The sequence below is a fragment of the Sphingobium sp. 15-1 genome (genome assembly GCF_013375535.1).
Lineage (GTDB): Bacteria > Pseudomonadota > Alphaproteobacteria > Sphingomonadales > Sphingomonadaceae > Sphingobium > Sphingobium aromaticivastans.
Map to the genome: position 1 here is coordinate 705,818 of NZ_JABXJG010000002.1, position 15,572 is coordinate 721,389.

The window sequence follows — 15,572 nt, forward strand, 5'->3', positions numbered from 1 at the left end:
CTCCTTCTTGCACATGGAGTATGACATGATCAAAGCCCTTGGACGACGCAGCCTTTCCGCTGCCGACTATTCGATCGCCGCTCTCCTGGCCATATTTGCGGCCACGGGGATCGCCCATGCTTTCACGGCGCCCGCCGCCGGCGACCTTGGCTACGACATTTACGACATCGTCGTGAACCAGGGCGTCAAGGGACCGCTGGGCTTTGTCGGCGGCGTCGCGGCCTTCCTGTTCGGCGTCTCGCGCCTCTTTTCCAACATCATGATCGGCATCCCGACGATCGTGGCGGCGGTCTGCCTCATCAAGGCGGATTCGATCCTCCAGACCTTCGGCATGACCATCTGAACTGATCGGCGCGGGTCGCCACACTCTCACGCAACCCACGCCCCCGAGCCTGGAAGCCAATGATGGCTCCCGGGAAACCCCGAGCTCATGCCGGGGAGATGAAGCAGGAGGAGAAGGGACAATGGACGAACGCCTGCCCCAGTATCTGCATCGGCCGGTCCAGATCCTATGGTTCGGATCGGACGAGTTCATCCTGGTGGTCTCGACCATCTTCGTCGCCGTCATCGTCGGCGGGCTGATCGGATGGGCGCTCATCCTTGCCCTTCTCCTTTTCATCCCCTGGAAGCGCAGCAAACCCCGCGGCTTTCTGCCGCATCTCGCCTGGCGCTGGGGCCTGCTTGGCTTTCGCCATTATCCGGGTCCGACCCAGACCCGCTTTTATGAGTGAGGCTTAAAGCCATGTCGCTCTTCCCAAACCGAACTGGCCGCGAGGTCGATCCACTCCTTGGCAAACCGCCAAGCTTCGGCATTCACCGCTATCTCCAGGGCTCCTCCAATCTCTTCGAGGAGAACCGCCTGCTCAAATTCGCGATTGTGGGCCTGTTCGGCATCACGGCGGTGCTGGGCGCGGTGGTCTATTCGACCGACCAGAACCGGCGCACCGTGGTCGTGCCCTTTGGCACGGGCGGCGATCTCTATGTGACGGGCTCGAAACCCTCGACGGACTATCTGCGCACCATGACGCGCAACATCGTCGCGCTCTCGGGCACCTATTCCGCCTATTCGGCAGATCCGCAGTTCCAGGAGCTGCTCTCGATCGTCCATCCGAACGCCTATAACAGTATGCGCGACAGCCTCAACGCAGTGCTGGACGAGCTTTCCAAAAACCCGACCCTGTCGATCGCCACCTATATCCGTCCCGACCAGCCGGTCAGCTGGACCGACAGGGACATCATCGTTCCGGTCGAGAAGGTCCGCATCATCGGCGGCGTGATCCGCAAATTCCGGGGCACGCTGCGCATCGGCTACGGCGTCGAGAACGGCCGCTTCTGGATCACCCGCCTTTCGGAGGAAAAATTCGATGCCGAGCTTCGGTAAACCCCTGCGCGCGTCCGCCGCCCTGCTGGCCATGATCGCGTCGGCGCCGGTCTTCGCCCAGTCCATCGTCGCGCTGCCCGATCAGACCAGCACGATCCGGCTGTCGAACCGCGACGTCAATCATGTGATCTGTACAGGCGGCGAGATCGAGGACGTCAAATTCTCGGCGGAAAAGGCGATCGCGGTCGAGAAGGGCGGCGCGGACGCCTGGATCAAATTCTTGGTGAAGGAAGTCGATGACGCCGGTGCCGTCACGCGCAGCTATGTGACCGCGCCGTCCGAATTCTTCATTTCCTGCAATGGCGCCATCTATCCGCTCTATACCGAGCCCTCGGACATTCCCGCCCAGACCGTCACCCTGGTGCCGGGCAGCGCGCAGCGCGCCAAGGCCAATGACGAATTGCTGGGGCCGCTGGTCGAGGAGGAGCGCGCCGTCTCGATCACGCTCGCTATGCTCCAGGACCGTATCCCGGCGAGCTTCACCGCCGTCGCGCCCAAGGCCGAGCGGGTCGTGCTGCCCTCCCTTCCCGCCGCGCGAATCATCGAACGCCGACGGGTCGAGATAGAGGGTTCCGGTCTTTCGGCATCGGAATATCGGGTCGAAGCGGACGCGGACCTCGGCCTTGATGAGCGGCTGTTCCTCGACCGCGCCTTTGGTGCCCGCGTCTTTGCGGTCAGCGCCGATCGTCTTTCGCTCAAAGCCGGAGAGACCGCCCGCCTCATCATCGTACGGCGGGGAGCAAACCAATGAACGAGAAGAAGCAAGGCGGGAAAGAAACCCCGCAGGATCTTGGCGCCCCGATCAAAGGCTTTTCTCGCCCCCCGAAAGATCAAAATGAGGCCAGGGACGGAAAGCAAGGGCAAGCAAAGGATCAGGGCGCCGTTCGCGGCCCGGCCCTGCTCGACCTGAAAACCCACTGGCGCGCCATGTCGGCAAGACAGAAACTGCGCGCCAAGCAGGTGGGCGTGGGAGCAGCGGTCGCGATCCTGGGCTATGGTCTCTACACAGCGTCCAGCGGTTCCTCCGACGACAAGCCCGATCTGCCCGCAGCCTCGAAGCTGGACATGGGCGCGGGCCTGCGCGGTGATAGTCTGGAAACCAAGCTGCGCGGTGACCTGCAAAAGGTGCTCGACGGCCAATCCCTGCTGGGCGATCGCATCACCGCGATCGAGGAGGGCAAGGTCATGCCCGGCAGCAAGGTCGGCGGCACGTCGACCGATGGTGGCGATCTGCCGTCGGCCATGACGGGCACATTGCCGGCCTTCCCGCCGCCACCCAGCGACGCGGAGCTGGACAGCGCGATGGGGTCGATCCCGCCGCCTGTACCGCCGGTCGCTCCGGCCGCGCCGCCCGCGCCCCCAGTCGAGAAGACCGTCGGTTCGATTGGCGCTGCCACCAGCGCCATCATCCCCGCCGCAAACAAGGAGGGCGCCGGGTCCGGCAACGGAAAAAAGTCGCGGACCATCTATTTACCGCCTGGTTTCATGAAGGCACGGCTCCTGACCGGGATCGACGCACTGGCCAGCCGGGACGCGACCTCGAACCCGGAACCGCTGATCGCCCGCGTGCAGGCCCCCGCCGTGCTGCCCAATGATGTGAAAGCCAATCTTGCCGGCTGCTTTGTCATCGGCAATGCCACCGGCAGCCTCGCCAAGGAACGGGTCGAGGTCCAGCTGGTGTCGCTCTCCTGCGTCGATTTCGACGAGCGGTCCGTCGTCGATCAGCCCATCAAGGGCTTCTTCGTCGACACCGATGGAAAGAAGGGGCTTTCGGGCAAGGTCGTGACCCGCGCCGGCGCGGCGCTGGCCCGATCCTTCATCGCCGGGACCGTGAGCGGCTTTACCAGTTCAGTCGAAAACAGCTTCGGGGACCTCTCCACCTCCGCCCTGGGTTCGGTCCGCACGCTCGATGCGACCGATGCCGCAAAGAGCGGCATTGCCGGCGGCCTTTCCAAATCCTCCGACAAGCTCACCGATTTCTATCTCGACCTTGCGCGCCAGGCTGGCCCCATCGTCGAGGTCGGCGCCGCCAAGGAGGTGGTGGTGGTCATCCAGGAGGGCGTGACCCTCGACATCAAACCCAGCGCAGGGAGCAAATTCTGATGGCATATCGTCTTTTGAGGGGCATTCGCCCCATGCCTGACACGCCCGTTGGTGCTGCGCGCCGGGCTGGATCGCCAGCGCTGCTCGGCATGGCTCTGCTGCTCGCGGGCTGTTCCACCATTGGCTCGGTCATGTCGCCCTACAGCGAGAAGTTCAGCTGCAAGAATAGCGACCATGGGCAGTGCATCCATCCCGACAAGGCCTATGCCGATGCGGTGGCTGGCGTGCCATCCCGCTCCGATCCCGCGGTCACCCATGACAAGGCTCTTCTCAGCCAGGGAGACGGTACCGGGACAAGCAGTGCCACCAAGCGGGGCAAGACAGGCCCATCCCCCTATCTTGGCTATCGCGACAGCGTCTATCGGGAGTTGCAGGGCCTGGTCGATGCGCCGGTCACGCCGATGCTGCGCCCCGGCCGCACGGTGCGCACGCTGATCCTGCCCTATGCCGACCGCGAGCGGCCCGACCGGCTCTACATGCCGCGCTATGTCTATTCGATCCTCGAGAGGCCCCAATGGGTGGTGGGCGATTATCTGGTGAGCCCGGTCCAGTCCGCGACGGGCGTGCCGGTGCTGGAACAGGTGAGGGACAAGGGCGCGTCCGACCGCGCCGTCGAGGGCGAGCCCGCCGATATCCCCGCTACGCCTGAGGAGGCACGGCCATGATCGCGCTCGGTACCCGCCATGGCGGCGGCCTCACCCGGTCGGACCTGCATCGCGCCGTCGCGCGCGACGCCTATTCCGATTTTCTGCCGCTCGTCGCCTGGAACGAAGAGGAGGAAGCCTTTCTCTGCATCGACGATGGCTGGGGCCATGCCTGGGAGCTGATCCCGTCGGCCTATATGTTCGCTCATGTCCATCAGGCCTTGCTGGGCCTCCTCAACATCCATTTTCCCGATGGGACGGTGTTGCAGCTCCACGGTTTTGCCGATCCGCTGATCGACCATGCGCTCGATGCCTTCCTGGATATGAAGACCCGGCCCGATCCTCTGATCCAGGCATCGGCGCGGCGCACCGCCGATTATCTGCGCGCCGGAACCGAGGGGCTCGACGCGCTTCATGGCATCCCGGTGCGCAATTTTCGGCTGTTCCTCTCGATCAAGACGCGGGTGGAACTTGGCCATGACCTGCGCCGCCAGATCGAGGAACAGCTCGCCAAGCTTGGTATCCGCCGTCTGCCGCCCGAGGAACTGGTCAGCTTCTATCGCCGGATCTTCAACGGTCTCTTCGATGCCGCGCCAGGCGTGTTCGCCGATGGCAGTGACGGCCAGCCCGCCCCGCCTGTTCGCAAGCAGATCATCGATGCAGGCCCCGACCTGCTGTTCGACGGCCCGGAAGTGCATCTGGGCAATCAGGTGGCGCGCTGCCTGACGCCAAGGGCGCCGGCACGGCGCATCACCGCCGAGCGCGCCAATCGCCTGCTGGGCGGGATGCGCGGGGCGGCCGAGGACAGCGACCAGATTGGCGGCCCTTTTCTCTTCACGCTCAACATCCTGTTCGATCACAGCCAGTTCGAGATTCACAAGCGCGCCCAGATCCTCTCCGCGCAGAAGGCGGCGGGCAGCTTCGCGGTCGAGGTCGGCAAGCAGATCGAGGAAATCGGTTGGGTGCTCGATGAGGCGGGCAACAGCCGCTTCCTTTCGGTGATCCCGATGGTCTGGGTCTTCGGCCGCACCAGCGCCGACGCGCGGGAAATGGCGGCGCGCGCCAAGCGCCTGTGGGAGAGCGAGCCGCTCCCCTGGATGATGCAGGAGGAGAGCTATCTCAATCCGGTCCTGTTGCCGATGAGCCTCCCCTTCGGGCTCTATCCCGAAAAACGCACGATGCGGATGCTGGAACGCGATTTCCGCATGCCGGTCAAAGCCGCCGTGCTGCTGGCGCCGGTGCAGACCGACTTTCGCGGCGGCGGTCGCCCGGCCCTTCTTTATACCGGCCGCAAGGGCCAGCTCATCACGCTCGATCTTTTCGATCCGCGCATCAACAATTATAATTTCATCGTCTCGGCCGAGAGCGGCGCGGGGAAGAGCTTCCTCCTCAACAATCTCTGTCAGCAATATTATGCGCAAGGGTCGCTTATCCGCATCATCGATATTGGCGGCAGCTATCGCAAACTCTGCACCCTGTGCTCGGGCCGCTATATCGATATTGGCGAAGAGAAGCTCGTGCTCAATCCGTTCGACATGGGCTTCGCGCTTGATGGCGATGATCGCCAGTCCGCGATCTCCATGGCGGTCGCGATCGTCGCGGAAATGGCCAATGCCGCAACGCGCAAGGGCGTCACGACGTCGGAATGGAATCTGCTCAAGTCCGCTGTGCAGTGGACGATCGACGAAGGTCATGCCGAGGAAGGGATAGACAGCGTCCGGGCCTGGCTCGGCGCCTATCCGCAATTTGCAGCGTCCGATCTCGACCGGGTCGACCATCTGGTGCCGGCCGCGCGGGAACTCGCCTTCAACCTGCGCGATTTCGGCAGTGACGGCGCCTATGGCCATTTCTTCAACGGTCCCTCGACCTTCGACATCAGCAACGACGAGTTTGTCGTGCTGGAGCTTGAGCGGCTCAAAGCCATGCCGGACCTGTTCAACGTCATCGTCATGGTCGTGGTGAACGCGGTCACCCAGGAACTCTATCTGTCCGCGCGCGACCGGCCGCGCTTTGTCCTGTGCGATGAAGCCGCGCAGTTCATGACCCGGAGCGAGGGCCAGGACTTGTCGCGGCTCGCCGAAGCTTTCGGCCAGGGCTATCGCCGCGCGCGCAAATATCAGGGCAGTTTCGGTGTTGTCCTCCAGAGCATGAACGACCTTCTGCTCTTCGGCGGCACCGGACAGGTGATCCTCGAAAATGCAGCGACGCGGTTCCTGCTTCAGGGTTCGACCTATGCCCAGGCGGTCGAGAACAAGATCCTCGACTATTCCGGATTTGTCCTCGATCTGTTGAAATCCGTCCGTAACGCCAAACCCCATTATAGCGAGATCTTCATCGACTCTCCCCTGGGACTGGGCGTGGCCCGGCTGGTGGTGGACCCCTTTTCCTATTGGATCAACACCAGCGCGCCGCAGGAGGTGGCGGCCTTCGAGGCGCTGATCCGCGCCGGGCGCAGTCCACTCGAAGCCGTGTGCGAGCTGGCCGGGGTCGATCCCGCCGAAATCCTGCCTGCAATGCAAGATGGAGGGGCAGCATGATGCGCAAGCCTTCCACCCATCCCGATCAATTGCCCCTGGGGTTCGGCAAGGATGCCGAGATCGAGCGGATCATCGAGGCCCGGGTCGCGATCCGCGCGGAGGCCGAAGCCATACGATGGCGCTTCCGGCTGATGGTGATCGAAACCATCCTGCTGACCAGCCTGGTGATTGTGACCGGCCTGATGCTGCACCAGCCACCGATGCTGATCGCGCGCGGCGCGCTGCTGATCGGCGCTACCTGCCTCAACACAGGCCTTCTGCTCATCCTGCTCACCGGCTTGACGGGGAAATGCCTCGCAGCGTTGCGCAGCTGGAAAGCCAGGCGCTCCAATCTTCTCGCTGCCTGGAAACGGCCATGACCGGCCTCTTTTCATCCCGTCCTGGACAGCCCGCCATACGCATGATTGTCGGCACGCATCTGCTGCTGACGATCCAGGCGGGGCTGGTGCTGTGGTCGGCGACGGAACTGGACATGGGATTGCGGTGCATCGTCGGTGCTGCTGGCCTACTGGGGCTCGCCGCCATCATCACGGCGATCCGCGGTGGAGATGAGGAGGAAGGCCGGGTCTGGCGGCCCTATCGGCTGCGCAATCATGCGTGGCGTGGAGGCGGGCGGTCATGATCCACCGCACCCTCATTGCAGGCATGGCGATAGGCTGTTGTGTGCTGGTTGTTCCTGCGGCCATCGCGGACACCGCGACGATCGGGCGGACTTGGCCCATAGCCGAGCCTGACGCGCTCGCGGAGATCGAAGCGCGGGCCGCGCGACAACCTACCAATATGGCGGCTCAATTTGGTCCGCGCGCGAACTGGTCAGCGCTACGCGCTGCGTCGCTCGGAAACGCCCGACAGGACCGGACCCGCTTCGTCGTGCCCTTCTACACCCTGCCCGACGAAATCCGCCTGCCTGACGGCAAGCTGCTTTATCCCAAGGGTTTCACCTTCAACCCGCTCGACTATGTCTCGTTGCCGCAGCGTCTCGTCATCGTCCATCCGCGAAACCTTGGCTGGGCGCTCGACCATGCCCGGCTCACCGATTTCATCCTGCTGACGGGGGGCGACGCGCTCGAACTTTCCGAGCGAACCGGGCGGGCGCTGTTCATTCTTGAGGAGCGCGTGAAGGAGCGGCTGGGCCTGACCGTGGCGCCCGTCATCGTCTCCCAGGTCGGCAAGAAGCTCGAACTCCACGAATTTGAGGCCGTCGACCAGCGAAAAGGGGAGCGGCAATGATTCGTTCCAACATGCCCACCGCGCAATTGGCCGAATGCCGTCCAGTCTGCACGCGGTGTAGCGAACGGCTCAAAGCGCGTCTCCCGCGCCGCAACCTATGGGATGTTCAGCAATGCGTGGATCTTTGCGACAGGAAGGTGGAGGCGCAGAGGCACGTCGGGCAAGGGCTGGAACCCATAACGCATATAGAGCTGCTTGCGCTTCTCGACCTTCGCCGGATCGCCACAGTCGAGAATGTCGAGGAGCACAAGGGCGATTCCGACATCCATCGCGGCGCGTCCGATCCTCTTGAGAGCGTCGGCAAGCAAGAGGCCTCCAAATCCCTTGCCCTGGAAACGGGCATCGACCCCGATCATCGATATGAACGCAGCGGGTATCTGACCATGCCCCGGCCGGTTACGCGTAAAAGAAGCGGGCAGGTGGGAATAATCGACACTGTGCGCGTTCAACGTGTAAAAGCCCAAAAGCTCCCCTTCGGGAGACAGAAGGACAAACGCCCGCACATTGTCCGCTCGGGCCAGCTTGCTTGCCGTCTTGCGCAAATAATTGTCGACTTGATCAATCCCGGACGAAAAAGCCGCCCGGTCGTGCCGCACCGGATCAAGCGGCTCGATGATCATCCCCTTATCAGTCACGAAACCTCGCTCTTATCGGCTTTCGATCATCTGGTCATGCCGGGCGAAGGCTTCGCGCAGAGCATCCGAGGGCGGACCCGGATTCTCGAAGGCATTGAGAATCGATTCATAATCCTTCCGGCTCAAAATCGTACGCTCGTGCGTCTGGATCGTCTCCAGTGCCGCCTTATACGCGGCGTTCATAACGAATACGGAATCATCGACACCACACCACGCCGCAGCCTGCTGAATCGCCTGCTTGATATGCGGCTTGGTACGAAAATTCATACGCACCGTGCTCCGCTCGTTGATTGCACCCGCTGCGTCATCAAACGCTTGCATCGCCAAAGCCTCATCTTCACTGTTCCGCATATCATGTACGCCTTGCGGGCGCACATTTCAAGATCGATCGACTTCATAGCGACTCGTCCGATGAAGCAGATGCTGTGCCTTGGCATGGGGGGTCTGGCTATGCTGGTATCGACGCCGGCCCATGCCTCCAAATGCGAGGCGGGAACGATCTTCAATCCCATCACCAAGGTGCGCTGGACCTGCATCTTCCCCATCACCATCGGGGGCGTCCGGGTCGGCAGCTTCGACAAGCTCGATAAGGAACTGGACGCCCAGTCCGCCTCCAAGCCGCTCTGCGCCTGTCGGAAGGGCACCACCTTCTGGTTCGGCGTGAAAGTGAGCTTCTGGTCGCCCAACCGGATGATCGACGTCGTTACAGAACCCGGTTGCATGATGGCGCTGGGCGCCGACCTCATGCCCACCGGCGGCAAGCTCCAGGGGAGCCAGAGCAGCATCGCCGACGGCACCAACACGCGCAAGATGTTCGCGCAGATGCATTATTATATTTCCCCGGTCTGGAAGATGCTGGACATGTTCACGGACCTCCCCTGCATCGAGGATGACGGCTTCGACGTCGCCATGATCACCGAGGTGCTGCCGACCTGGCAGTCGGGGACTTTGGGCGCGATCATCCAGCCCGAGGGCATCTTGTTCGGCAATCCCGCCGCAGGGCTGGCCTGCATGGCCGATAGCGCGGCGGCTGCCGCCGGCAAGGTCATCGATCCCCTTTTCTGGTGCATGGGAAGCTGGGGCGCGACCTATCCGGTCGCGGGCGACATCCATTTCGATGACTCGGTCGAAGCCTGGGCCGGCATCGCGGCGCGCGGCACCTTCATGATGGGGCGGCTCGGTGCGCTGACCATTTCTTCCGCCGATGGCTGCTCGTTCAAGCCCCAGCCGATCTGGACCAAGAGCCGCTACAAGCTCCAGATCATGGAGCCGGTCAAGGGCGGCAAATGCGTCAATATCGGCCGCCCCGGTGCGCTCTGGTCTTCGGGCAAACATGCGCCCGGCAAGGACAACGCCCAGTTCATGGCTTTTGAAAAGGTGATCTGCTGCGCGGGAGTTTCGACCCCGTGAGCCGGTCCCTTCCCCCATCCCTCGCACCGATGCGGGCTTTTGCCTGCTCTGCCCGCCACAGCCATGGTGGCTGTCCCGCGCGGCGCGAGGACGGAGCGATGCCGCGGTCCCCCTGCGGCATCGCTCCACCTATGGTCAGCACGGCCGCCGAACCCCTGTCGGCGGTGGGCAAAACCCCTCTCCGGCCCGCCGTCGTGGTGGCCGTGCTGACCACCATAGGAGGCCAGGCCGCCTTTCGCGTACTGGGTGACGTCGGGGCATCGGGCGTGTCCCACTGCTTCCGACTGCGCCGCATGTCGCGCGCCGCCCCGGATGCCGCGTCATGAAGTGTCACGCGCTCCTCCTCTCAGCGGGCATCGCCATCTGCCTTCCCGCCGTCACCCAGGCGCAGACGATGGAGGAGCGCGCACGCAGCGCGGCCACCGCATCGCGAACGAAGACCGGCGACAGCGATGCCCTGCAAAGCAATTATCTCACCCCCAGTCTTGCCGGCCAGCCGGTCAGCACCATCGACAACAGCAAGAGCTTCGCGCCGAATATCGCCTGCCAGAAGACCGCGACGCTGCTCGAACTGCTCGCCCAACCCGCCTCGACCGGCGATATCGGCACGCTGCGCATCTCGCGCGACAAGGATCTCGACGGCTCGTTCGACGAAACGCTGAACGTGCCCGTACCCGTATCGGGCATCTGCGCCAATGGCATCATCTCCTGTGCGCCGGGCAGTTGGAACCAATGCCGCCCGTTTCAATGGGAGGTCGGCAGCAGCGGCAATCTCAAGCTTGGCGAGGTCGATCTCACGGCCCTTGCCGGCTGCTATTGCGTCAACAACAGCTGCGGCGCCAATCTCTCCTGGGGCAATATGGCCTCGATCCTCAAGGATCTGGGTGGCGGCGTTGTCGGGGCGCTCACCACCGCCGATCCCCGTATCGGCGTAGCCCAGGCTTCCATCGATGGTCCACTGATCCGCTATACTGGAGCGCAGACCACGGCCTGCACGGCTCAGCCCCAGCTTTCGGCGACCAGTTATCGGAGCAACCCCACCGCGATCCAGGGCGACGCCTATTCCGTCTCGCAGGCAAGCAGCGTCTTCCAGACCCTGGCCGGTTCCGCGGCCGGCAACGGTAAAGCGCAGCAGACCCGCAACTGCGCGATCGAGCGCGACATCACGGTCAAGGAATGGGGTTTCGACGATGTCCTGGCAGTGCGCGGCTCGATCGCTGCGGTCACGAGCTGCGGAACCGGCTGCCGGCGTTATGAAATTCGCGGCTCCGGCACATGTGGCAGCGTGCCCCCAATCTACAGCGCGACTTTCGATCCCCTGGCTCCGGCGCGGATACGCTCCGCGCGCATCGTTGAAATGGGCGCGGACGACTGGGTCCAGGCAAGGGTCAACGGCCAGATCGTGGGTTATGCGGGAAAGCGCCCCTGGCTGGGGGAGGCCTTGCCCTCGGGCGACTGCCGTATCAGCGACGATCCCTGGTACAACAGGTCCGCCATCGACATCACCTCCCAGCTGCGCAGCGGCGCGACAATAGTCGGCGCGCGGGTGCGGGGTGGCGGCGACGGCAATTGGGGCTATGTCACTCTCGAAGTGCAGGTCGACACGTCCTGCGAGGTCAGCGAGCGGCTGGTCGATCTATGCTCGGGCTATGCCGCCGATCCCGCCTGTCATCTTGTGAGCGAGACGGTCGATGGTGTCGTGACCTTCAGGAATGGCGTCAACACCGGCATCAAGCCCCTGCCCTCCACCCGTCTGTTCGGCACGGGGGCATGCAGTTTCCAATATACGCGCGACTTCTTCGAACGCGCACGCCAATATGCATGCGTCATCGACCAGGCAGACGCCGGCGCACCGGACCTCAGCCGCGGCGCGTATATCATCGACCACTCGACCGAAACGCTGCTGGCGGACCGGACGACCGATGCCAGCGGCATGGTTTCGGCCTCGACCCGTCCCTTCTCCATGCCCGAACGGGGTTCCGTTACCGCCTGCGAGCCCATCTGCAAGACCCGAGCGCCCAAGGCCAATAGCGATGTGGCGATAGACGGTGTCGTCGGCGTCAGGCAAAATGACCCGGCCGGCTGGGACATATTTTACCACAGCTGCTCAGCGGACAATGTCTGCCCACTTGGGCAGGGGGAAGAGCTGGTTTCGGCCTGCGGCTGTCTCGACGATTTTCCCGAAGCCGTCGTCATGATGCAGACCGTGCGCTTGGCCGGCGCTGACCTCGCCTGCACGGCGGAGACACGCTGATGCGGTGGCGCCTTTCCTTGTTGGCCACCTTGCTGCTGGCGTCCAGCCTTGCGCTCACGATGACGCCGGCCCAGGCGCAGCCACTCTGCGCCGCCGACCTCGATGGCAGCGGCGATGCCGAGACCCCGGGGGAAACCGCCCAATGTTCCGAGATGACCGACGGCAGCTATCTCTGTCCGATCCAGCAGGCCGCCTGTGTCGCCGATGCGGTCGGCGCCTATAGCTGTCCGCTGGGCAGCCAATATCCGTGCGCAACACCCATTGGCGGAGGAACGCCCAGTTGCTCGCCCCATGCCTGCACATCGGTGATCGGCGGCGGCATCGAGGAGGAGGATCCGGTCGTCGACGATCCCGGCGCCCCCAATGACGGTCCCGTCGATGCCGATGGCAACTGCCTCGGGGCGATCGAGATCTTTGCCGGGCGCGCTGTTCGTTGCCGTCCGGCGGGCCTCAAGACCACATTCTCCAACTGCTGCAAGGATCGCGGCGAGATCGTGAAGGACGGGATGGGCTCATCCATTTCCTCGATCGGCACCAAGATCGCCATCGCCAAGGGCGTCTGGACCGGCATGAAAGCCGCCTACACCGCGTTCAAGGCGGGGGCGACTGCCTCCCAAGCGGCGAGCGCCGGTGCCAATGCGATCATCGTCGGCATCGATCCGACGTCGATCGCGATCAGCCTCGCCATCAACTTCATGATGGATTTTCTCCTTTCGGGCTGTGACCAACAGGATATGGAAGTGGGCATGCTCCGTGGTTCGGGCATGTGCCATGAGGTCGGCACCTACTGCGCGTCGACTATTCTTGGCGTCTGCGTGCAGAAGGCCAAGAGCCATTGCTGCTTCAACACCAAACTCGGCCGGATCATCCAGGAACAGGGCCGACCCCAGCTTGCCAGCTTCAACGCCGTGGGGTGGGGCACGGCGAAGAAGCCCTATTGCCGCGGGTTCACCGCTGAAGAGTTCCAGGCGCTGGATTTCAGCAAAATGGATCTCTCCGAATATTATTCCGACATCGAGGCGCGGGTCCAGTCGGACATCCAAATCGATATGAAGGACAGGATCGATGCCTATATGGAGACGGTCAATCCCTAGCCGCGCGCTTCTTGCAGCGGCGATACTGGTCGCCTCACCCTGCCAGGCGCAGAGTGAAGGGGACGCGGGCAATGCCCGGCAACGCGCGCAGGCGCAGGGCGACAGCGCCTTGCAGCACCTCAAGGAAGCGGTTGCGGGCGAGAAGGATCGTGCCGAGGCGCGCGGGCCTGATCGGCTTCCCGATCTTCCAGAGGCGACACGGCGCCGCGCGTTCGAGGGCCTGCGCAACCGCAAGCCGGACCCTGTCATGGATGCACGCGCCCGGTCGGCACTGACCTCCGGTCAGGACAACCTCGCAGCCCAGCGGGAGGTCATGGCAAAGCGCCTCGGTCAGGCCCTGGGACTGGAGGCGCCGGATATCACGGGACTGGCGGGTGCCACGCCACCCTCGGCGCAACATGGCTGGGTGCCGTTGCTTTTTGTCTCATCCTCCATGCCCATCCCGATTTTGCGGACCTATGCGGCACAGCTCGAAAAAGCCGGCGGCGTCATGGCCTTTCGCGGCGTGCCGGGCGGGATGACGAAGATCGGTCCGATGGCCAGGCTGTCAGCGCAAGTGCTGCGGATCGATCCAGGCTGCGACGGCCCGGCCTGCGCGATGCGCAATGTCCAGCTGATCGTCGACCCGCTGGTCTTCCGGCAGCACGGGGTCGCGCGTGTACCGGCGCTCGGCCTGATACCGGGCGATCCGACCCAGCCCTATTGCGAGCGGGACGATAATAGCCCGGCGAGCCGCCACATCATCTTTGGCGACGCTGCCCTGTCCGGTCTGCTCGAAGAATATGCCCGTCTCGGCGGCACGAAGGAGGTGGCCGATGCTCAGGCTCGCCTGGACCGCCGCTAGGGCGGCATGGCCCGAAATCAGGGCCACCCCGCGCAAAGCAGCCATGGCATTGGGAGCGGGCGGTCCCAACACCGCGCCACAACCGCGTCGTTTCTGGCAGGCCTGCGCGATCATCCTGCCGATCAGCGCCGTCGCCTGCTCAGCCTTGCCGCGGTTCACGCTGGTCATGTCGCCCTCGATCGACGCCTGGTTGGTCCACAAGGCGCCGGGCACCATTCGGCGCGGTGACCTTGTGTCGTTCAAGCTGCGGCATCCCCTTGCCGGCCCTGCCCCGGTCGATGTCACCAAATATGTACTCTGCATGCCGGGAGACAGGATCGAGATGATTGAGAAACCCTCGATGACGCCGGGCGCGAGGGATGGCTGGTATCGGTGCAATGGTAAGCTCATCGGGATCAGCAAGCCTGTCGGGCGGAAGGGGCAGCGCCTTCGTCATTGGCGGCCCACCGAGCCACATATCCCCGCCGGCATGGTCTATGTCGGTTCCTCTTATGCGGGTGGATTCGACAGCCGCTATTTTGGTCCCGTGCCCCTGCATCGCCTCACGCGGATGGAGAAGCTGCTATGAGCTGGCATCTTCCTGCCGCTCTTGGGGCAATCTCGCTGATCTCGTCACCGACAGCCGCGCAGACCGGTTCGCCGGGATCGGAACCAAAGCAAGGCTATTGGTGGTACGCGGCGCCAAAGCCGCAACCCCGAGACGAAGCCGCTGACCCGGACAGGCTGGCGAAGCCGGTGATCCCGCCCATGACCGAGCTTGCGGCATGGACGCCGCCCAAGATCCGCAAGCTGATCGAGCAACAGCGCGATTATGCCGCCACCGTGTTGACGGTCGATGCGGTCGCCAATTTCTGGCGGTTGCAGGATTTTGCCCGGCGCAAGGCGCGGGCCTTTGCCGGCGTGACGCAGCTCGCCATGCTCCAGCATCCCGAACTGAATTCCAAGTCGGCCAATCCGATGGTGGGCGACGCACGCGACCAACTGCTGGGCCAAAAGGATGCGGTCCGCCGCACCTATTTGCGCACACACGCCGGCGAGTTCGCGCTCGTCATGTTCTCGCGGACGAGTTGCGGCTATTGCCGCGTGCAGTGGCCGATCGTCCAGCGCTTCCAGGACGAGATGGGTTGGCAGGTGTCCCAAATCGACCTCGACCACCGGCCCGAGGTTGCGCAGCGCTTCGGTGTCGATGTGACGCCCACGACAATGGTGATCCGACGGAACAGTCCGCAACGCATGGTGATCGCTACGGGCGTGGAGGCCTATCCCAACCTCGCCCAGACCGCTTATCAGGCTGTCCGCCTGCTGTCCGGCGATATCCGGCCCGAGCAGTTCCTGACCGGAGCGGGTGAGGAAGACGGTTTCTTCGACGCGCTCGCCAATGGTCCCGTGGCCGCGGCTGATCCATTGGCGGACGGGCCGCAGGATGCCAACCCATGAGAT

At 63.9% G+C, this 15,572-nt stretch carries 19 protein-coding genes; 17 read left to right on the forward strand and 2 right to left on the reverse strand.

What is annotated here, in order from left to right; all coding sequences use genetic code 11:
* Nucleotides 1-25 precede the first annotated feature (25 nt).
* The 10 genes from HUK72_RS19425 to HUK72_RS19470 all read left to right on the forward strand — a co-directional run bounded on the left by HUK72_RS19425 (nt 26) and on the right by HUK72_RS19470 (nt 7,895).
* Nucleotides 26-343, forward strand: coding sequence for a hypothetical protein (locus HUK72_RS19425; protein ID WP_066563974.1), 318 nt, complete (start codon nt 26-28; stop codon nt 341-343).
* A 121-nt stretch (nt 344-464) separates the two neighbouring features.
* Nucleotides 465-731, forward strand: a complete 267-nt coding sequence (locus HUK72_RS19430) for a type IV conjugative transfer system protein TraL (protein WP_066563270.1) — start codon at nt 465-467, stop codon at nt 729-731.
* Nucleotides 732-742: 11 nt separating this feature from the next.
* Nucleotides 743-1,381, forward strand: a complete 639-nt coding sequence (locus HUK72_RS19435) for a TraE/TraK family type IV conjugative transfer system protein (protein WP_066563273.1) — start codon at nt 743-745, stop codon at nt 1,379-1,381.
* A complete protein-coding gene (locus HUK72_RS19440; protein WP_066563279.1) occupies nt 1,365-2,132 on the forward strand; it encodes a type-F conjugative transfer system secretin TraK in 768 nt (255 codons plus the stop codon). Before HUK72_RS19435 ends, HUK72_RS19440 begins: the two co-directional genes overlap by 17 nt.
* Complete coding sequence (locus tag HUK72_RS19445) at nt 2,129-3,484, forward strand: TraB/VirB10 family protein (protein WP_169575775.1); 1,356 nt, start codon at nt 2,129-2,131, stop codon at nt 3,482-3,484. The genes HUK72_RS19440 and HUK72_RS19445 overlap by 4 nt, the downstream gene beginning before the upstream one ends.
* A 32-nt stretch (nt 3,485-3,516) precedes the next feature.
* Nucleotides 3,517-4,149 (forward strand): TraV family lipoprotein, encoded by a 633-nt coding sequence (locus HUK72_RS19450; RefSeq protein WP_066563280.1) that lies wholly within the window; start codon nt 3,517-3,519, stop codon nt 4,147-4,149.
* Entirely contained in the window at nt 4,146-6,665 is a 2,520-nt protein-coding gene (locus tag HUK72_RS19455; protein WP_169575774.1) for a TraC family protein, read from the forward strand. Before HUK72_RS19450 ends, HUK72_RS19455 begins: the two co-directional genes overlap by 4 nt.
* Entirely contained in the window at nt 6,662-7,024 is a 363-nt protein-coding gene (locus HUK72_RS19460) for a hypothetical protein (protein ID WP_327752431.1), read from the forward strand. The genes HUK72_RS19455 and HUK72_RS19460 overlap by 4 nt, the downstream gene beginning before the upstream one ends.
* The gene (locus HUK72_RS19465; RefSeq protein ID WP_176392533.1) at nt 7,021-7,287 is read left to right on the forward strand and encodes a hypothetical protein; all 267 of its coding nucleotides are present in this window, start codon (nt 7,021-7,023) and stop codon (nt 7,285-7,287) included. Before HUK72_RS19460 ends, HUK72_RS19465 begins: the two co-directional genes overlap by 4 nt.
* On the forward strand, nt 7,284-7,895 hold the full coding sequence (locus HUK72_RS19470; RefSeq protein WP_206377301.1) for a conjugal transfer protein TraW: 612 nt from the start codon (nt 7,284-7,286) through the stop codon (nt 7,893-7,895). The genes HUK72_RS19465 and HUK72_RS19470 overlap by 4 nt, the downstream gene beginning before the upstream one ends.
* Before the next feature lie 95 nt (nt 7,896-7,990).
* Here the strand turns inward: HUK72_RS19470 and HUK72_RS19475 are convergent, their stop codons facing one another.
* Nucleotides 7,991-8,530: a GNAT family N-acetyltransferase gene (locus HUK72_RS19475; RefSeq protein WP_327752430.1), complete on the reverse strand. Its 540-nt coding sequence runs from the start codon at nt 8,528-8,530 to the stop codon at nt 7,991-7,993.
* Between the two features lie 12 nt (nt 8,531-8,542).
* On the reverse strand, nt 8,543-8,881 hold the full coding sequence (locus HUK72_RS19480; RefSeq protein ID WP_226869606.1) for a DUF1778 domain-containing protein: 339 nt from the start codon (nt 8,879-8,881) through the stop codon (nt 8,543-8,545).
* A 60-nt stretch (nt 8,882-8,941) separates the two neighbouring features.
* Here HUK72_RS19480 and HUK72_RS19485 point away from each other — a divergent pair, with 60 nt between their 5' ends.
* The 7 genes from HUK72_RS19485 (at nt 8,942) to HUK72_RS19515 (ending at nt 15,569) form a co-directional block, all read left to right on the forward strand.
* Complete coding sequence (locus HUK72_RS19485; RefSeq protein WP_169575773.1) at nt 8,942-9,940, forward strand: TraU family protein; 999 nt, start codon at nt 8,942-8,944, stop codon at nt 9,938-9,940.
* A gap of 98 nt (nt 9,941-10,038) precedes the next feature.
* On the forward strand, nt 10,039-10,266 hold the full coding sequence (locus HUK72_RS19490) for a hypothetical protein (RefSeq protein WP_140404698.1): 228 nt from the start codon (nt 10,039-10,041) through the stop codon (nt 10,264-10,266).
* Nucleotides 10,263-12,194 (forward strand): hypothetical protein, encoded by a 1,932-nt coding sequence (locus HUK72_RS19495; RefSeq protein WP_087576256.1) that lies wholly within the window; start codon nt 10,263-10,265, stop codon nt 12,192-12,194. The genes HUK72_RS19490 and HUK72_RS19495 overlap by 4 nt, the downstream gene beginning before the upstream one ends.
* Nucleotides 12,194-13,288 (forward strand): conjugal transfer protein TraN, encoded by a 1,095-nt coding sequence (traN, locus tag HUK72_RS19500; RefSeq protein ID WP_169575771.1) that lies wholly within the window; start codon nt 12,194-12,196, stop codon nt 13,286-13,288. The genes HUK72_RS19495 and traN overlap by 1 nt, the downstream gene beginning before the upstream one ends.
* Nucleotides 13,260-14,132, forward strand: a complete 873-nt coding sequence (locus HUK72_RS19505) for a type-F conjugative transfer system pilin assembly protein TrbC (RefSeq protein ID WP_087576249.1) — start codon at nt 13,260-13,262, stop codon at nt 14,130-14,132. Before traN ends, HUK72_RS19505 begins: the two co-directional genes overlap by 29 nt.
* The gene (locus HUK72_RS19510) at nt 14,104-14,700 is read left to right on the forward strand and encodes a S26 family signal peptidase (protein ID WP_087576248.1); all 597 of its coding nucleotides are present in this window, start codon (nt 14,104-14,106) and stop codon (nt 14,698-14,700) included. Before HUK72_RS19505 ends, HUK72_RS19510 begins: the two co-directional genes overlap by 29 nt.
* Nucleotides 14,697-15,569, forward strand: coding sequence for a conjugal transfer protein TraF (locus tag HUK72_RS19515; RefSeq protein WP_169575769.1), 873 nt, complete (start codon nt 14,697-14,699; stop codon nt 15,567-15,569). The genes HUK72_RS19510 and HUK72_RS19515 overlap by 4 nt, the downstream gene beginning before the upstream one ends.
* Nucleotides 15,570-15,572: the final 3 nt, after the last annotated feature.